Source organism: Nocardioides dubius, assembly GCF_039528155.1.
Taxonomy (GTDB): Bacteria; Actinomycetota; Actinomycetes; order Propionibacteriales; family Nocardioidaceae; genus Nocardioides; species Nocardioides dubius.
The window spans coordinates 122,438-138,756 of the sequence record NZ_BAAALG010000002.1 but is presented as its reverse complement, the minus strand read 5'-3'; the positions used below and the strand labels follow the sequence as shown (position 1 = coordinate 138,756).

The 16,319-nt window shown below is 67.6% G+C and carries 16 protein-coding genes; 15 read left to right on the top strand and 1 reads right to left on the bottom strand.

Going from position 1 to position 16,319, the window contains the following annotated elements:
- Positions 1–46: 46 nt before the first annotated feature.
- The 15 genes from uvrB to ABD151_RS02430 all read left to right on the top strand — a co-directional run bounded on the left by uvrB (position 47) and on the right by ABD151_RS02430 (position 15,511).
- Entirely contained in the window at positions 47–2,152 is a 2,106-nt protein-coding gene (gene uvrB, locus ABD151_RS02500) for an excinuclease ABC subunit UvrB (RefSeq protein ID WP_343990993.1), read from the top strand.
- Positions 2,153–2,315: 163 nt separating this feature from the next.
- Positions 2,316–3,089 (top strand): MlaE family ABC transporter permease, encoded by a 774-nt coding sequence (locus tag ABD151_RS02495; RefSeq protein ID WP_415629836.1) that lies wholly within the window; start codon positions 2,316–2,318, stop codon positions 3,087–3,089.
- Positions 3,089–3,928: an MlaE family ABC transporter permease gene (locus ABD151_RS02490; protein ID WP_343990991.1), complete on the top strand. Its 840-nt coding sequence runs from the start codon at positions 3,089–3,091 to the stop codon at positions 3,926–3,928. Before ABD151_RS02495 ends, ABD151_RS02490 begins: the two co-directional genes overlap by 1 nt.
- A 7-nt stretch (positions 3,929–3,935) precedes the next feature.
- Positions 3,936–5,243, top strand: coding sequence for an MCE family protein (locus ABD151_RS02485; protein WP_343990989.1), 1,308 nt, complete (start codon positions 3,936–3,938; stop codon positions 5,241–5,243).
- Positions 5,240–6,310 carry an MCE family protein gene (locus tag ABD151_RS02480; protein WP_343990987.1) on the top strand — a complete coding sequence of 357 codons (1,071 nt, stop codon included), beginning with the start codon at positions 5,240–5,242 and terminating at the stop codon, positions 6,308–6,310. The genes ABD151_RS02485 and ABD151_RS02480 overlap by 4 nt, the downstream gene beginning before the upstream one ends.
- Positions 6,310–7,293, top strand: coding sequence for an MCE family protein (locus ABD151_RS02475; protein WP_343990986.1), 984 nt, complete (start codon positions 6,310–6,312; stop codon positions 7,291–7,293). The genes ABD151_RS02480 and ABD151_RS02475 overlap by 1 nt, the downstream gene beginning before the upstream one ends.
- 2 nt (positions 7,294–7,295) lie before the next feature.
- Positions 7,296–8,495, top strand: coding sequence for an MCE family protein (locus ABD151_RS02470; RefSeq protein ID WP_343990984.1), 1,200 nt, complete (start codon positions 7,296–7,298; stop codon positions 8,493–8,495).
- Position 8,496: 1 nt separating this feature from the next.
- The gene (locus tag ABD151_RS02465) at positions 8,497–9,858 is read left to right on the top strand and encodes an MCE family protein (protein WP_343990982.1); all 1,362 of its coding nucleotides are present in this window, start codon (positions 8,497–8,499) and stop codon (positions 9,856–9,858) included.
- Positions 9,855–11,114: an MlaD family protein gene (locus tag ABD151_RS02460; protein WP_343990980.1), complete on the top strand. Its 1,260-nt coding sequence runs from the start codon at positions 9,855–9,857 to the stop codon at positions 11,112–11,114. The genes ABD151_RS02465 and ABD151_RS02460 overlap by 4 nt, the downstream gene beginning before the upstream one ends.
- A gap of 3 nt (positions 11,115–11,117) precedes the next feature.
- Positions 11,118–11,693: a hypothetical protein gene (locus ABD151_RS02455; RefSeq protein ID WP_343990979.1), complete on the top strand. Its 576-nt coding sequence runs from the start codon at positions 11,118–11,120 to the stop codon at positions 11,691–11,693.
- Positions 11,693–12,472: a hypothetical protein gene (locus tag ABD151_RS02450; protein WP_343990977.1), complete on the top strand. Its 780-nt coding sequence runs from the start codon at positions 11,693–11,695 to the stop codon at positions 12,470–12,472. The genes ABD151_RS02455 and ABD151_RS02450 overlap by 1 nt, the downstream gene beginning before the upstream one ends.
- A gap of 87 nt (positions 12,473–12,559) precedes the next feature.
- Positions 12,560–13,528 carry an NAD(P)/FAD-dependent oxidoreductase gene (locus tag ABD151_RS02445; protein WP_343990975.1) on the top strand — a complete coding sequence of 323 codons (969 nt, stop codon included), beginning with the start codon at positions 12,560–12,562 and terminating at the stop codon, positions 13,526–13,528.
- A 41-nt stretch (positions 13,529–13,569) separates the two neighbouring features.
- On the top strand, positions 13,570–13,764 hold the full coding sequence (locus tag ABD151_RS02440; protein ID WP_343990973.1) for a ferredoxin: 195 nt from the start codon (positions 13,570–13,572) through the stop codon (positions 13,762–13,764).
- Positions 13,761–14,675, top strand: coding sequence for a 3-oxoacyl-ACP reductase (locus ABD151_RS02435; protein ID WP_343990971.1), 915 nt, complete (start codon positions 13,761–13,763; stop codon positions 14,673–14,675). Before ABD151_RS02440 ends, ABD151_RS02435 begins: the two co-directional genes overlap by 4 nt.
- 17 nt (positions 14,676–14,692) lie before the next feature.
- Entirely contained in the window at positions 14,693–15,511 is an 819-nt protein-coding gene (locus ABD151_RS02430; protein ID WP_343990969.1) for a glucose 1-dehydrogenase, read from the top strand.
- A 44-nt stretch (positions 15,512–15,555) separates the two neighbouring features.
- On the opposite strand, the gene ABD151_RS02425 is transcribed toward ABD151_RS02430, so the two are convergent.
- Positions 15,556–16,158: a TetR family transcriptional regulator gene (locus ABD151_RS02425; RefSeq protein ID WP_343990967.1), complete on the bottom strand. Its 603-nt coding sequence runs from the start codon at positions 16,156–16,158 to the stop codon at positions 15,556–15,558.
- Between the last annotated feature and the right edge of the window lie 161 nt (positions 16,159–16,319).

Below are 16,319 nucleotides of genomic sequence, written 5' to 3'. Positions count from 1 at the left end.
CCCATCCAAGCATGTGGTGTCGGACCACAGTCGTAGGCTGGCCAACATGCGACCTGTCACCGATCTCGAGCGCCGCGTGGCCCCTCTGGACGTCATCTCCGAGTACCAGCCCTCGGGCGACCAGCCCGCTGCCATCGCTGAGATCTCCAAGCGGCTCAAGGACGGCGTCAAGGACGTCGTCCTGCTCGGTGCCACCGGTACCGGAAAGACCGCCACGGTCGCCTGGGTCGCCGAGCAGCTGCAGCGCCCGATGCTGGTGCTGCAGCCCAACAAGACGCTCGCCGCCCAGTTCGCCAACGAGCTGCGCGGGCTCTTCCCGAACAACGCCATCGAGTACTTCGTCAGCTACTACGACTACTACCAGCCCGAGGCGTACGTCCCGCAGACCGACACCTACATCGAGAAGGACTCCTCGATCAACGAGGAGGTCGAGCGGCTGCGTCACTCGGCCACCAACTCGCTGCTCACTCGGCGGGACGTGATCGTGGTCTCCACGGTCTCCTGCATCTACGGCCTGGGCACTCCGCAGGAGTACGTCGACCGGATGCTCCGGCTGCGGGTCGGCGACGAGATCGAGCGTGACCAGGTGCTGCGTCGCCTGGTCGACATCCAGTACACCCGCAACGACCTCTCCTTCACCCGCGGCACCTTCCGGGTCCGCGGCGACACGCTGGAGATCTTCCCGGTCTACGAGGAGCTGGCGGTCCGCGTGGAGTTCTTCGGCGACGAGATCGAGCGGTTGATGACGCTGCACCCGGTGACCGGTGAGGTGCTCACCGAGGACGCCGAGCTGCACGTCTTCCCGGCCACCCACTACGTCGCGGGCCCGGAGCGGATGGAGCGCGCCATCGCCGGCATCGAGGCGGAGCTCGCGGAGCGGCTCGATGAGTTCGAGCGCCAGGGCAAGCTGCTGGAGGCGCAGCGGCTGCGGATGCGCACCACCTACGACGTGGAGATGATGCGCCAGGTGGGCAGCTGCTCGGGCATCGAGAACTACTCGATGCACATGGACGGCCGCTCCCGCGGCAGCGCTCCCAACACCCTGCTGGACTACTTCCCGGAGGACTTCGTCCTCGTGGTCGACGAGTCGCACGTCGCGGTGCCGCAGATCGGCGGCATGTACGAGGGCGACATGTCCCGCAAGCGGAACCTGGTCGACCACGGCTTCCGGCTGCCCAGCGCGATGGACAACCGCCCGTTGCGGTGGGAGGAGTTCCTGGAGCGGATCGATCAGACCGTCTACCTCTCCGCGACCCCGGGCGACTACGAGCTCGACAAGGTGCAGGGCGACGTGGTCGAGCAGATCATCCGCCCGACCGGCCTGGTCGACCCGGAGGTCGTGGTGCGCCCGACGAAGGGCCAGATCGACGACCTGATCGGCGAGATCCGCGAGCGGGTCGAGCGCAACGAGCGGGTCCTGGTCACCACGCTCACCAAGAAGATGTCCGAGGACCTCACCGACTACCTGCTCGAAGCCGGCATCCGCACCCGGTACCTGCACTCCGAGGTCGACACGCTGCGCCGCATCGAGCTGCTCCGCGAGCTGCGGATGGGCGAGTACGACGTGCTGGTCGGCATCAACCTGCTCCGCGAGGGCCTCGACCTGCCGGAGGTCTCCCTGGTCGCCATCCTGGACGCCGACAAGGAGGGCTTCCTGCGCTCCGACAAGTCCCTGATCCAGACCATCGGTCGTGCCGCCCGCAACGTGTCGGGCCAGGTGATCATGTACGCCGACAGGATCACCCGGTCGATGGAGTCCGCACTCGACGAGACCAACCGCCGCCGGGCCAAGCAGATCGCCTACAACACCGAGCACGGCATCGACCCGCAGCCGCTGCGCAAGAAGATCGCCGACATCACCGACATGCTGGCCCGTGAGGACGAGAACACCGAGGAGCTGCTGGCCACCTGGGGCAAGGGCAAGGGCGGCAAGAAGGTCGCTCCGGTGCCCGGTCTGAGCAAGCTCAAGGAGCAGGCCGGTCCGGACGTCGCCGGGATGCCGTCGTCCGATCTGGCCGAGCTGGTCCAGGAGCTCACCACCCAGATGCACAACGCCGCCGCAGAGCTGCAGTTCGAGGTCGCGGCGCGGCTGCGCGACGAGATCTCCGAGCTCAAGAAGGAGCTGCGCCAGATGATCGAGGCGACCCGCTAGATACCACGAACTTGCCCGCGCGTCACTTTCCGCCCTCTCCGTCGTTTTCTTGGACGGAGAGGGCGTTTTCCGTTGTGGAAAACGAGAACACGTTCTAACATCTGCGTGGCGCCAGTCACATGACTGACGGTATGTGGGTTCTGAGGGTGAGGGAGGTGAGGGCATGGGCTTTTCCGTTGCCTCTGTGGTCCGCGGACCGGGCGAGATGACCGCCATGGTGATCGGTGTGACCAAGCGGATCTTCACGCGCCCGTTCCAGTTCCGCGAGTTCATCGAGCAGGCCTGGTTCATCACCAGCGTGACCCTGCTCCCGGCGATGCTGGTCTCGATCCCGTTCGGTGCGGTGATCTCCCTCCAGGTCGGAAACCTCACCGGTCAGCTCGGCGCGCAGTCCTTCGCCGGCGCCTCGGCGGTGCTCGCCGTCGTCCGCGAGGCAGCACCGATCGCGGCCGCCCTGATCATCGCCGGAGCCGCGGGCTCCGCGATCTGCTCCGACCTCGGCGCGCGCAAGATCCGCGAGGAGATCGACGCCATGGAGGTGCTCGGCATCGACCCGCTGGAGCGCCTGGTCGCACCGCGCGTCGTCGCCTGCGTGGTGGTCGCCATCCTGATCAACGGACTGGTCATCGCCGCCGGCATCAGCGGCGCCTACTTCTTCACGGTGATCGTCCAGGGCGGCTCCGCCGGCGCCTTCCTCTCCAGCTTCACCGCGCTCGCCTCCCTGCCCGACCTGTGGATCGCGATGATCAAGTCCGCGGTCTTCGGTGCGCTGGCGGCGATCGTGGGCGCCTACAAGGGCCTGAGCGCCGGCGGCGGCCCCAGCGGCGTGGGCCGCGCCGTCAACGAGTCGGTGATCGTCGCCTTCATGCTGCTCTTCCTGATCAACGCCGTGATCACGTTGGTCTACTTCCAAGTCGTGCCACCCCCGGGGATGTGATGGCTACCCTCACCGCAGTGGGCTCTTCGTTCGTCAAGGCCAGGCGTGATCGCCTGGAGGAGTACGGCGACCAGTTCCTCTTCTACGTCAAGGCGCTCTCGTGGACGCCGCGTGCACTCAAGCGCTACCGCCGCGAGATCTGGAACACCCTGGCCGAGATCACCTGGGGCGTCGGCGGCCTGAGCGTCATCGCCGGCACCGTCGGTGTGATCGCCTTCCTGGCCTTCTTCGCCGGGACCGAGGTCGGCATCCAGGGCTACGCCTCGCTCAACCAGATCGGCGTCGCCAAGTTCAGCGCGTTCATCTCGGCCTACTTCAACACCCGCGAGGTCGCGCCGCTGATCTCCTCGATCGCGCTCGCTGCGACGGTCGGCTGCGGCTACACGGCGCGGCTCGGCGCGATGCGGATCAGCGAGGAGATCGACGCCCTCGAGGTGATGGGCATCCCGTCGATCCCGTTCCTGATCACCACCCGGATGATCGCCGCCTTCATCGCGGTGATCCCGCTCTACATAGTGGCGCTCTCCGCCTCGTACCTCTCGCCGCGACTGATCACCACGATGATGTACGGCCAGTCCGCGGGCACCTACGACCACTACTTCCTGCAGTTCCTGCCGCCGATCGACATCCTGTGGTCGTTCTTCAAGCTGATCTTCCTGGCGGTCTCGATCATCCTGATCCACTGCTACTACGGCTACTCCGCCTCCGGCGGCCCGGCCGGCGTCGGCGTCGCCGTGGGCCGGGCGATCCGGACCTCGATCGTGTGGGTCGTGGTCGCCGACTTCTTCCTCAGCTTCGCGATCTGGGGCTCCACCACGACCGTGCGGATCACGGGGTGATCTGACGATGCTGATCAACATGCACCACGGCAGCCCCGCGGAGCACCGCCGTCTGCTGATCTGTGGCGTGCTCTTCATCGCCCTGCTCGCCGGGCTGCTGGCGTTCTCGATCGCGGTCTACCAGAAGGTCTTCGAGCCGGTCACCATGGTCACCGTCAAGGCCGACCGCGCCGGTCTGCAGCTCGCCAAGTTCGGCGACGTGCGGATCAACGGCGTGCTGGTGGGCCAGGTTCGCGAGATCTCCCAGGACGGCAAGGAGGCCGAGATCAAGCTCGGCATCGAGCCCGAGGCCGCCAAGGCGATCCCGGAGAACGTCGACGTCCAGATCCTGCCGACGACGCTCTTCGGCCAGAAGTTCGTGGCGCTGGTGCGTCCGGACGCGCCGCGCGGCCAGATCCAGGACGGCCAGGTCATCCCGGCGTCGCGGGTGGAGACCAACGTCGAGCTGAACAAGATCCTCGCCGACCTCTTCCCGCTGCTGCGCTCCATCGACCCGGCCAGCCTCAACGCCGCGCTCAGCGCACTGGCCGGCGCCCTCGACGGCAAGGGCGAGGTACTCGGCATCACCCTGGACAAGGTCGGCACCTACCTCGGTGCGATCAAGGGCGAGCTGCCCACGCTGCGCAAGGACCTCGCGCTGCTCGCCGACGTCGCCGGCACCTACGCCGACGCCGCGCCGGACCTGCTCGACACGCTTGGCAACCTCACCGTCACCGCCAACACCCTGGTCGACCAGAAGGACAGCCTGGAGGCCTTCCTGGTCACCCTGACGGGCGTGTCGGCGACCGGGCGCAAGATCCTGGTGGACAACGAGCAGAACCTGATCCGCGCCACCGAGCTGAGTGAGCCGATCCTCGACCTGCTGGCGGTCTACTCGCCCGAGTTCCCCTGTCTCTTCCAGGGCCTCGACAAGTACGACGCCTACCTCGCGGACATGTTCTCGGGCCAGCGCGTCAAGCAGTACGCCGAGCTCGGCTCGCTGCAGATGGAGGGCTACAAGGCCGAGGACCGTCCGGTCTACGGCGAGATCGGCCGCGGTCCGCTCTGCCACGGACTGCCGAACCCGCAGTTCCCGATCGGGGAGTTCAAGATCCGCAACGGCAACAACAACAGCGTCGACAAGACCAGCATCTTCAGCATCATCGGTGGCGAGTCGTTCATGCGCTCGGCCAGCAACATGACCGGGACCGAGGCCGACCAGTACGCCGTCAACGCGGTGCTGGCAGCCAAGAGCGGGCGCTCCATCGACAACTACGGCGCACTCTCAGCGCTCGTCTACGGCCCGCTGGTCAAGGGACCGGAGGTGGCCGGATGAGCCGGGCGAGCGTGACCCGTGACGCCACCATCAAGATGGCGATCTTCACCGTCTGCAGCCTGGTGGTGACCGGCTTCCTGGCCGCCATCATGGGCAACTTCGGCTTCGGCGAGGGCCGGATCTACCAGGCCGTCTTCACCAGCGCGACGTCGTTGGAGAAGGGTGACGACGTACGCGTCGCCGGCGTCTCGGTCGGCGAGGTCAAGAAGGTCGAGCACTACCAGCGCAGCCAGGCCAAGGTGACCTTCCGGGTCAAGGCCGACGTGCCGATGACCACCGCCACCCGCGCCGAGATCCGGTTCAAGAACCTGGTCGGCGAGCGGTACCTCGCGCTCGAGCCGGGCAGCGATGTCGCAGCCGCCGAAGGGCTCAAGGAGAAGGCGACCATCCCGGTCGACCGGACCGAGCCGTCGCTGGACCTCAACGTGCTCTTCAACGGGTTCAAGCCGCTCTTCAGTGCGCTGCAGCCGGAGGAGGTCAACGACCTCTCGATGAACATCGTCCGGGTGATGCAGGGCGAGGGCGGCACCATCCGCAGCCTGCTGGAGAACACCTCCTCGCTCACCAACACTCTGGCCGATCGCGACGAGCTGATCGGTGAGGTGATCACGAACCTCAGCCAGACCCTCGACACGGTCAACGAGCGTTCGACCGAGCTGTCGGCGATGGTGGTCGACCTCAAGGGCTGGATGAAGGATCTCGCCCGTGACCGCAAGGTGATCGGCAACTCGCTCGACAACATCTCCGACCTCACCGACGTGATCGCCGACCTGCTCAAGGAGGGCCGTCCGCTGCTCAAGGACGACATCCGCGAGCTGCGCGAGGTCGCCACCACGCTCAGCCGGCCCGAGAACGAGGCGATCCTGGAGGATCTGCTGGACACCCTGCCCGAGTCGATGGAGGACCAGGCCCGTACCGGAACCATGGGCTCCTGGTACGCCTACTACCTCTGCTCGGTCGGACTCAACATCAAGCTGCCGATCCTCTCCGACATCCCGGTGCTCAACGAGCTGCAGAAGGCGCTGAGCAAGGTGTCGCTCAAGTCGACGGCGAAGAGGTGCCAGTGATGTTGGGCTACACCGATCGGCAGATCAAGCGTCTCGGCGCGATCAGCCTCGTCGTCGTCCTGCTCGCCTTCGTGGCGGCCTTCAACCTCGGCAAGTTCCCGGGCCTGAAGGGCACCAGCTACGAGGCGGAGTTCAGTGACGCCTCCGGTCTGCGCAAGGGAAACATGGTGCAGGTCGCCGGGATGCGCGTCGGCAGCGTCAAGGGGATGCGCGTCGACGACGGCAAGGTCGTCGTGGAGTTCGAGGTGGACGGCGACGTCGAGTTCGGCAAGGAGTCGCGGGCCGCAGTCAAGGTGCTCAACCTGCTGGGGGAGAAGTACCTGGAGCTGATCCCGGCCGGACCGGGGCAGATCCCCAAGGACGGCACCATCCCGATCGAGCGCACCGAGGCCGCCTATGACATCGTCGGCGTGCTGGGGGACCTCACCGGCACCACCGAGCGGATCAACACCGACGACCTGACCACGGCGCTCGACTCGCTCTCCGAGATCATCGACGCCTCCGGCCCCGAGCTCGAGGGTGCGATGGACGGGATCACCCGGCTCTCGCAGACCCTGGCCGGACGTGACGAGGAGCTGAAGAAGCTGCTGGCCAGCTCCAGCGATCTCACCGGACTGCTCGACGAGCGCAAGGACGACCTGGTCGAGATCATGCACAGCGGCGAGCTCGTCTTCGCCGAGCTGCGCAACCGCAAGGAGGCCGTGCACCGGCTCCTGGTCAGCGCCCGGGTGATGGCCGATGAGCTGCGCGGCGTCGCCACCGACAACCAGGCCCAGATGGCGCCGGCGATGAAGGAGCTGGACCAGGTCCTCTCGCTGCTCAACCGCAAGGACAAGGAGCTGCGCCGCACCATCGCCGCCTACGGCCCGTACGCCGACATCCTCGGCGATGTGATCGGCACCGGACCCTGGTTCGACGCCTACGTGGTCAACCTGTTGAACCTCGCCAACGGCGAGTTCACCGACCTGCAGACGGGAGGCTGAACGTGCTGCGCCAAGTGAACGCCAAGATCCTCGCCGCCGTCGCGGTGCTCGCCCTGGTGGCGGTCGCCTTCGTCGTCCTGGACCGCGAGGAGCCGACGAAGACCGCCACCGCCTACTTCCCGCGTGCGGTCAGCATCTACCCGGAGACCGAGGTCCGCATCCTCGGCGTCAAGATCGGCCGGGTCACCTCGGTCACCCCGGACGGCGAGTCCGTCCGGGTCGCCATGGAGTACGACGCCGACTACCAGATCCCGGCGGATGCCAAGGCCGTGATCGTCACCCCCACCCTGGTCGCCGACCGCTTCATCCAGCTCACCCCGGTCTACGAGTCCGGACCTACGCTTGCCGACGGCGCGGAGATCGCCCTGCCGGACACCGGCGTCCCGGTCGAGCTGGACCGCATCTACTCCAGCCTGCGCGACCTCTCGGTGGCGCTCGGCCCGAACGGCGTCAACAAGGACGGCACCCTGAACCGGGTGCTGGAGGTGGCTGCCGAGCAGCTCGAGGGCAAGGGCGCCAAGGGCAACAAGATGATCCGCAGCCTCGCCGAGGCCGCCGAGACCTTCGGCAGCAGCAGCGGCGACCTGTTCGAGACCGTCACCAACCTGGCCTCGTTCACCGAGACCCTGGCCGCCAACGACGAGCTGGTCAACGCGTTCGTCGCCGACCTGGCCGGCGTCTCCTCCGACCTGGCCGACGAGCGGCAGGAGCTGGAGGCCGCGCTCGCTGCGGTAGCCGGCGCGGTGACCACGGTGAAGACCTTCGTCGCGGACAACCGCAAGGGCCTGAGCACCAACGTCAAGCGCCTCACCAAGGCGGTCAAGGCGGTGGCGTCGGAGAAGGAGCAGCTCAACCGGGCGCTCTACGCGGGCCCGGTCGCCATCGGCAACCTGAACGCGGGCTTCGACGTGCGCACCGGCAGCCAGAACTCCCGGTTCAGCTTCGCCGGCAACATCGCGCGCTTCGATCGCTTCCTGTGCGCGCTGATCACGCAGAGCGACAAGATCAGCAACGCGTTGACCAACACCGCCTGCACCCTCTTCGAGAACCTGCTGGTCCCGCTGACCTCGCCGGTCCTCGGCCGCAGCGGCCCGGGCGGGGAGAAGCCGACCAAGCCGAACCGCAAGCAGGCGCGTCCCGACGTCGAGGAGTACAACGCGAACACCACCGCCACCCTGGCCGACCTGATGGGAGGCAGCTGAGATGCGGAACAAGCTGTGGAAGGGCCTGGCCGGAGCCGCGGCACTCGTCGTCGCCACCGGCACGCTGAGCGCCTGTGACTTCGACGGCGCCTACGACCTGCCGCTGCCGGGCTCGCCCGTCGACGCGGAGCACTCCTACGAGATCACCGCCGACTTCGAGGACGTGATGAACGTCGTCCCGAAGTCGCCGGTGATGGTGGACGACGTGACCGTCGGCGAGGTGCTCGACGTCGAGCGCAAGGGCTGGCATGCGTCGGTGCAGATGCGGGTGCGGGACGACATCGAGCTGCCCGCGAATGCGGTCGCCGAGATCCGCCAGACCAGCCTGCTCGGCGAGAAGTACGTGTCCCTGGAGTCGCCGACGGCCACCGAGCCGGTCGGGCGGCTCGGCGACGGCGCGCACATCGAGCTCTCCGAGACCGGCCGCAACCCTGAGGTCGAGGAGGTGCTCGGCGCACTCTCCTTCCTGCTCAGCGGTGGCGGAGTCGCGCAGCTCGGCACCATCACCCACGAGCTGAACGCGGTGATGGACGGCCGTCAGGACGACCTCAAGCAGCTCTTCTCGACCCTCGACGAGGTGGTCGGCACGATCGACGACCAGAAGGTTGACATCATCAACGCCCTGGAGGCGATGAACCGGCTCAGCACCACGCTGAACGCCGAGCGCGAGACGATCGGTGACGCCATCGACGCGATGGCTCCGGCGGTGAAGGTGCTGCGCTCGCAGCAGGACAACCTGGTCGCGATGCTGACCGAGCTCGACAAGCTCGGCCGCGTCGGGACCCGGGTGATCGGCGCCACCAAGGACGACCTGGTCGCGATCCTCGGCGACCTCAAGCCGATCCTGGCCAATCTCAACGATGCCGGCCAGGCGCTGCCGGGCGGGCTGTCGCTGATGCTGAGCTTCCCGTTCCCGGCCGAGGCACGCGAGATCGTGAAGGGCGACTACGCCAACGCGCAGATCAAGCTCGACGTGAACCTGGAGAACTTCATCGGCGACGTGCCGCTGCTGAACCCCGGCCAGGTGCTGGACAAGGTCGGCAAGTGCCTGGCCTCGGGCAACCTGCTCGGCAAGGCCTGCCAGGCGGTGCTCGCCGACCTGGACCTGGTCAAGAACCTCAAGGCGCTGTGCGAGGGCGCCGGTCTGCGCAACAACCCGGTCTGCCTGATCGTGCGCACGCTGCCGGACCTGACCTCGCTGCTCGGGCTCTCCCGCTCCGAGCAGGAGTCGCTCTCGCGCGGGAGCTCCGGGGGAGTGCTCAACGGCCTGCTCGGCGTCGGCAAGCTCCAGCAGGGCCTGGTGGACCCGTCGCAGTCCGACGCCGCTCCTACTGACCTCTACGGAAGGACGCTGCCGTCATGACCCGCGGAGTGAAGATCCGGCTGATGCTCTTCGTGGTGCTCAGCGCCGTCGGCATCGTGTACGTGACCGCCAGCTATCTCGGCGTGGTGGACAAGGTGCTGGGGCGCGGCTTCACCGTGCAGGCCTCACTGCCCGACTCCGCCGGTCTCTACGAGGGCGCCTCGGTGACCTATCGCGGCGTCAAGATCGGCAAGGTCGCCAAGATGACGCCGACCGAGGACGGCCTGGACCTCGAGCTTGCGATCGAGGAGGGCACCAAGCTGCCCAAGGACTCCGCCATCTACGTGCACAACCTGAGCGCCGTCGGCGAGCAGTACCTGGACTTCGAGCCGCCCAGCTCCTCGGGCCCGTACGCCACCGAGGGCACCCGCTTCACCGGCAACAACGCCTCGCTGCCGGTCGGCGAGGACGACCTCCTGGTCCAGCTCGACGAGTTCGTCAGCTCGGTCGACAAGGAGAGCACCTCGGTGGTGCTGGAGGAGGTCGGCACGATGTTCGCCGACACCGATGCGCCGCTCAACCAGCTGATCGAGGGCGGGGTGCAGTTCGTCGACGAGGCGACTGCGCACACCGCCGAGACGATCCGGCTGCTGCGCGCCGGACAGAAGGTGCTCGCCACCCAGAAGAAGCAGGGCGAGAACATCACCTCCTTCGCCAACGACCTGGCCGCGCTCACCGGGTCCCTGAAGAAGAGCGACAAGGACCTCCGCCGCACCCTGCGCCAGGCGCCGCCGGCGTTGCAGGAGGTCGACGGACTGCTCAAGGACCTCCAGCCGACCATCCCGGTGCTGCTGGCCAACATGATCGACATGAACGGCGTGATCATGGCCAACATCTCCGGCGTCGAGCAGATCCTGGTGGAGTTCCCGCGGGCGGTGGCAGCCGGCTTCACCGGCACCCCGGGCGACGGTTGGGGCCACACGAACATCCAGCTGGCGCAGACGCCGTTGCCCTGTACGGGTGCGGGCTACAAGCCCGCCAGCGAATGGCGCTCGCCGCACGATCTGACCGACACCCCGACCTTCCCGGCGCAGTGCAAGCGTGCCGACGCGCTGCAGCGCGGGTCGGACCGCTCGCCCACGCGTCATGCCTGGAAGGGCGGCAGCGCCTACCGCGGGACCTACGACTCGTCGACCGGCTACAGCGACTCTCTCGTCGACCGGAACGGCAACCCCGTGCGGATCAATCAGCCCCGTAGTCTCTCGGTTCTCGGAGACGACTCGTGGAAGTGGATGCTGGTAGGACCGGTGAACTGACAGATGCCTGACTTCTCAAATCTCTCGCGCTCGCGGCTGAACGTCGTGCTCTACGTGCTTGTGGTCGCCGCCGCCTGCCTGGCGCTGCTGCTGGTGATCCTGCAGCAGCAGTCCGCCACCGGCGTCGTCGACCGCGCTCGCAACGTCGTGACCGGCTCGGACGACGCCGTCCCGGCGGGTGTCCTCCTCGACCATGACGGTGAGGACCTGCACAGCGCCGTGCTGTTGGCCGGCACCCACCAGGCCAAGGCGTTCATGAACGTGGACTACCGCGAGATCGACGACTACAACGACCGGGTTCTGGCCGGCGCGACCGGCGACTTCGCCGAGCAGTACAAGCAGACCATGGAGGCCCTGGTCAAGCTCACCACCAAGTACCAGACGGTGCAGACCGGCGACGTCGTCGCCGCTGGCGTGGTGGCTGCCGACCAGGACAACGCGACCGTGCTGGTCGCGATGGAGGGAACCGTGCAGAACAAGGACAGCAACGGCAAGAAGGCCCAGGCCCAGCGACTTCAGCTGAAGCTGGTCTGGGAGGGCGGCCGCTGGCTGACCAACGACCTGGTCTTCGTGCCCTGATGAGCGACACGAAGAAGCCCCGTCGGCTCGGTGCCACGCCGAGCGGCCCGCGTCCGGTGCGCCGGGTGGCGGGACAGAGCGCGCGGCCGACGCCGGCCACGGCCGAGCAGGAGCCGGCCGAGGTCGAGACCACGAAGCCCCCGAAGGCCCCCAAGCCTCCGAAGGCACCCAGGGCGCCCCGCGGTGAGTCCACGGAGTCCGGCGTGCTGGACAACCGGCGCACCACGGTCGTGCTCAGCAGCGTGCTGGCCGTTGCCGTCGTCCTGCTGCTCGCGCTCACCGTCACCTGGTTCGCGGGCGAGCCGGACGAGGGTGACGTCGACCGCTGGGAGCCGACCATCGGTGCCGGCGAGTTCGAGCTGCCGAAGGAGGGCGAGCTTCCGGTGACGGTGGGCTCGGTGGAGTGGGCCTCGTCGGTGGACGAGGTCGCCAAGGCGGTGACCAAGATCTTCACCTTCTCGGCCAAGACCATCGACACCCATGTCGACGACGTCTCCGCGCTGATGACCGACGACTTCCTCGAGGGGGAGTACCAGGAGACGTTCGCGGCGACCGCGGGCAAGGTCAAGGCCAACAACGCCGAGTACCAGATGACGGCGGTCGGACAGTCGGTGATCTCCGCGTCCAGCGACCGGGTGACCGCCCTGCTGTTCGCCAACCAGTTCGTCGCCAAGGGGACCGGCGCGAACGCGAGCTCCGAGGTCAACCCGATCCGGCTGATCGTCTCGGCGATCCGTGTCGATAACGCCTGGAAGATCGACGAGATCAAGGCAGGATGAAGCTCCCGGACCGCGCCACAACGGCGCGGATCTGTGCCAAACTAGAACACGTTCCACAATGGGCGTGGCAGAAGGCAGGAGCGCGTGATGATCGAGACTGATCTGCTTGTCATCGGTGCCGGACCGTCGGGTCTGTTCGCCGCCTACTACGCGGGGTTCCGCGGGTTGTCGGTTGCGGTGATCGACTCCCTTCCCGAGCTCGGTGGCCAGATCACCGCGATGTACCCGGAGAAGGCGATCCTGGACGTCGGCGGGTTTCCCACGGTCAAGGGCCGCGAGCTGGTCGAGGGCCTGGTCACCCAGGCCGACACGGCCAAGCCCGAGTACCTGCTCGGCCGCACCGCCTCGTCGTTGGTCAGCGACGCCGAGGGCGTCGAGGTGGGGTGTGACGACGGCACCGTGGTCCGGGCCAAGGCGGTGCTGATCACCGCCGGCATCGGCAAGTTCGCACCCCGTCCGCTGCCGGTGGGCGGGGAGTGGGTCGGCCGCGGCATCGAGTTCTTCGTGCCCTCCTTCGAGCCCTACCGCGGCAAGGACGTGGTGGTCGTCGGCGGCGGGGACTCCGCGTTCGACTGGGCACAGAACCTCGAGCCGATCGCGCGCAGCGTCACCCTGGTCCACCGGCGCGACGCCTTCCGCGCCCACGCCCGCACCGTCGCCCAGGTGCAGGCCTCGAGCGTCGAGATCATCACCAAGGCGCAGCTCAGCGCCGTGCACGGCGACGCGTCGGTGACCTCCGTCGAGCTCGCCCTGGACGGCGGCGAGACGCGCGAGCTGCCGGCGCAGGCGGTGATCGCGGCCCTCGGCTTCGTCGCCGATCTCGGGCCGATGAAGGAGTGGGGGCTCACCCTCGACAAGCGCCACATCATCGTCGACAGCGCGATGCGCACCAACCTGGAGCGCGTCTTCGCCGCCGGTGACATCACCGAGTACCCCGGCAAGGTGCGCCTGATCGCCGTCGGCTTCGGCGAGGCGGCGACCGCCGTCAACAACGCAGCAGTGGTCATCGATCCCACTGCGCACGTGTTCCCCGGTCACTCCAGCGAAGCTGACTGACCACGAATTAGCCCGGTGAGTGGGCAGAGAGGCACGAATTCATGAAGGTGAAGGTTGACTTCGACCTGTGTGAGTCCAACGGGTTGTGCGAGGCGATGGCCCCGGACGCCTTCGAGCTTGACGACGACGACTACCTCGTCGTGAAGGTCGAGGACGTCACCGACGAGAACCGTGATCGCGTGCAGCGCGCCGCAGCGGCGTGCCCGAAGTCCGCGATCTCCATCGTGGAGGGATGAAGGACAAGATGACCCAGGAGAATCTGGATCTCAGCGGCAAGGTCGCCGTGGTGACCGGCGCCGGAGCAGGCCTCGGACGCGCCGAGGCGCGAGCCCTGGCCAGTGCGGGCGCGAACATCGTGCTCAACGACCTGCCGGGTGCAGCCGACGACGCAGCCGACGAGCTGCGCAGCCTCGGTGCCGAGGTGCGGATCGTGACCGGCGACGTGGGGGAGCGCAGCACCGCTGACGCGATGGTCTCCACCGCGCTGGAGCTCGGTGGCCTCGACATCGTGGTCAACAACGCCGGCATCACCCGCGACCGGATGATCTTCAACCTCTCCGACGAGGAGTGGGACCTGGTGATCAAGGTCCACCTGCGTGGTCACTTCCTGCTGACCCGCAACGCCGCCGCCTACTGGCGCGGCAAGTCGAAGGAGACCGGTGCTCCGGTCTACGGCCGCCTGGTCAACACCTCCTCGGAGGCGTTCCTCTCCGGTTCGCCGGGTCAGGCCAACTACGCCGCCGCCAAGGCCGGCATCACCGCGCTGACCCTGTCGGCCGCGCGTGGCCTGTCGAAGATCGGCGTCACCGCCAACGCGATCTGCCCGCGTGCACGGACCGCGATGACCGAGCAGGTCTTCGCCCCCGACGAGTCCGGGAAGACCGTGGACCCGTTCTCGCCCGAGCACGTCGCACCGGTCGTGGCCTACCTGGCCTCGCCGGCCGCGTCGCGGATCAGCGGCCAGGTCTTCGTGGTCTACGGCGGCATGGTCTCGCTGGTCGCCGCCCCGGTCGTCGAGCAGCGCTTCGACGCGTCGGCCGATACCTGGTCGCTCGGTGACCTGGACAAGCAGCTCGGCGGCTACTTCGCCGACCGCGACCCGAACAAGTGCTTCGCTGCTGACTCGATCATGCAGATGACCGTCTGACGAGAGGAAGTTCCACCATGGGCCGTCTGGCCGGCAAGGTCGCCATCGTTACCGGTGGTGCGCAGGGACAGGGCGCCGCGATCGTGCGCGCGTTCGTGGGCGAGGGCGCGAAGGTCGTCATCGCCGACGTTGCAGAGATCCAGGGCAAGGAGCTCGCCGACGAGCTCGGCGAGAGCGCGCTCTTCGTGCGCCACGACGTCAGCGACCTCGTGTCGTGGGAGGCCGTCGTCGCCACCACGGTTGCGGAGTTCGGGCCGGTCAACGTGCTCGCCAACAACGCGGGCATCCTGCGCTTCGGTGAGATCGAGACGCAGCCCCAGGAGGAGTACGAGCTGCTCTTCCGGGTGAACCAGCTCGGCGTCTTCCTCGGCATGAAGGCCGTCGCGAAGGTGATGCGCGAGAACGGCGGCGGCTCCATCATCAACGCCTCCTCGATCGAGGGTCTGGCGGGCATGGCCAGCTGCGCGGGCTACACCGCGACCAAGTTCGCGATCCGCGGCATGACCAAGGCGGCCGCGCTCGAGCTCGGCCCGAAGGGCATCCGGGTGAACTCGGTCCACCCGGGCATGATCGACACCGGGATGACCCGCATCCACGGCGGCGACGCCGCCATGGAGTACGGCGCCAGCAAGGTCGCGCTCAAGCGCGTCGGCAACCCCGGCGACATCGCCCCGCTGTACGTCTACCTGGCCAGCGATGAGTCCAGCTTCGTCACGGGTGCCGAGATCGCCGTCGACGGCGGCGCCACCGCCACCCACGCCTTCGGCGGCACACCCGAACCTGCGCTTGTTCACACCCGAACCCGCAGTCGTTATCGCGACTGCGGGCTCGAGTGATTTCGAACCAGTGCAGGTTCGGGTGTGAACAACTGCAGGTTCGGTTAGCGGAGGAGGAGGTGGACGGCGACGCTCATCGAGCGGCTGACGTCGTCCGCGGAGTGGCGGCCGGTGACCCAGCCGACCAGGAGCGAGAGCCAGACGTCGCCGATCACCTTGGCGATGGCGACCTGGTCCTCGCTGGGCTCGACGGTGTCGTCGCCGTTCATCGCCTGGACCAGCACGCCGGTCAGCATCATGCCGACGCTGTGGATCTCGCTGGAGACCGAGGCGTCGGCGAACATGAACGCGCGGGTCAGCGCCTCGGTGAGCTGCGGGTCGCGCTGCATCGCCTTGGTGTTGCGGCCCAGCACGTTGAGCACCCGCTCGGCCGGCGTGTCGCCGGGGATGGTCCGGCCCTCGAGCGAGGTCGCCGTCTTGGAGAACTCGGTGCCCAGCGCGGAGACCAGCAGGTGGATCTTCGAGGGGAAGTAGCGGTACAGCGTGCCGAGCGCGACGTCGGCACGCTCGGAGACCGCGCGCATCTGGACGGCGTCGAAGCCGCCCTGGGTCGCCAGCTCGATCGTGGCGGCAAGGATCCGGCGTCGCCGCTCCCGCTGCGCCGTGGAGCCGACCTGGTCAGCGGGCAGGGAGTTGATCGCGTTCATCTCGGTCTCCTCCCTTCTCTGAGCGCCTGAGTGGCGCAGGTCACATGTCCTGGTGCAATCACGAAGTGGTGACGCACGTTGCTGCTGTTGCCTAGGCTAGCCGCTAGTGGTCCATAATAGGAACACGTTCCACTTTGGTGGGTAGCCGGACGGCGTGTCAT

What these genes read in the sequence shown, in the direction of transcription:
- uvrB (WP_343990993.1), top strand. Translation starts at nt 47, where the DNA reads ATGCGACCTGTCACCGATCTCGAGCGCCGCGTGGCCCCTCTGGACGTC.
- ABD151_RS02495 (WP_415629836.1), top strand. Translation starts at nt 2,316, where the DNA reads ATGGGCTTTTCCGTTGCCTCTGTGGTCCGCGGACCGGGCGAGATGACC.
- ABD151_RS02490 (WP_343990991.1), top strand. Translation starts at nt 3,089, where the DNA reads ATGGCTACCCTCACCGCAGTGGGCTCTTCGTTCGTCAAGGCCAGGCGT.
- ABD151_RS02485 (WP_343990989.1), top strand. Translation starts at nt 3,936, where the DNA reads ATGCTGATCAACATGCACCACGGCAGCCCCGCGGAGCACCGCCGTCTG.
- ABD151_RS02480 (WP_343990987.1), top strand. Translation starts at nt 5,240, where the DNA reads ATGAGCCGGGCGAGCGTGACCCGTGACGCCACCATCAAGATGGCGATC.
- ABD151_RS02475 (WP_343990986.1), top strand. Translation starts at nt 6,310, where the DNA reads ATGTTGGGCTACACCGATCGGCAGATCAAGCGTCTCGGCGCGATCAGC.
- ABD151_RS02465 (WP_343990982.1), top strand. Translation starts at nt 8,497, where the DNA reads ATGCGGAACAAGCTGTGGAAGGGCCTGGCCGGAGCCGCGGCACTCGTC.
- ABD151_RS02460 (WP_343990980.1), top strand. Translation starts at nt 9,855, where the DNA reads ATGACCCGCGGAGTGAAGATCCGGCTGATGCTCTTCGTGGTGCTCAGC.
- ABD151_RS02455 (WP_343990979.1), top strand. Translation starts at nt 11,118, where the DNA reads ATGCCTGACTTCTCAAATCTCTCGCGCTCGCGGCTGAACGTCGTGCTC.
- ABD151_RS02450 (WP_343990977.1), top strand. Translation starts at nt 11,693, where the DNA reads ATGAGCGACACGAAGAAGCCCCGTCGGCTCGGTGCCACGCCGAGCGGC.
- ABD151_RS02445 (WP_343990975.1), top strand. Translation starts at nt 12,560, where the DNA reads ATGATCGAGACTGATCTGCTTGTCATCGGTGCCGGACCGTCGGGTCTG.
- ABD151_RS02440 (WP_343990973.1), top strand. Translation starts at nt 13,570, where the DNA reads ATGAAGGTGAAGGTTGACTTCGACCTGTGTGAGTCCAACGGGTTGTGC.
- ABD151_RS02435 (WP_343990971.1), top strand. Translation starts at nt 13,761, where the DNA reads ATGAAGGACAAGATGACCCAGGAGAATCTGGATCTCAGCGGCAAGGTC.
- ABD151_RS02430 (WP_343990969.1), top strand. Translation starts at nt 14,693, where the DNA reads ATGGGCCGTCTGGCCGGCAAGGTCGCCATCGTTACCGGTGGTGCGCAG.
- ABD151_RS02425 (WP_343990967.1), bottom strand. Translation starts at nt 16,158, where the DNA reads ATGAACGCGATCAACTCCCTGCCCGCTGACCAGGTCGGCTCCACGGCG.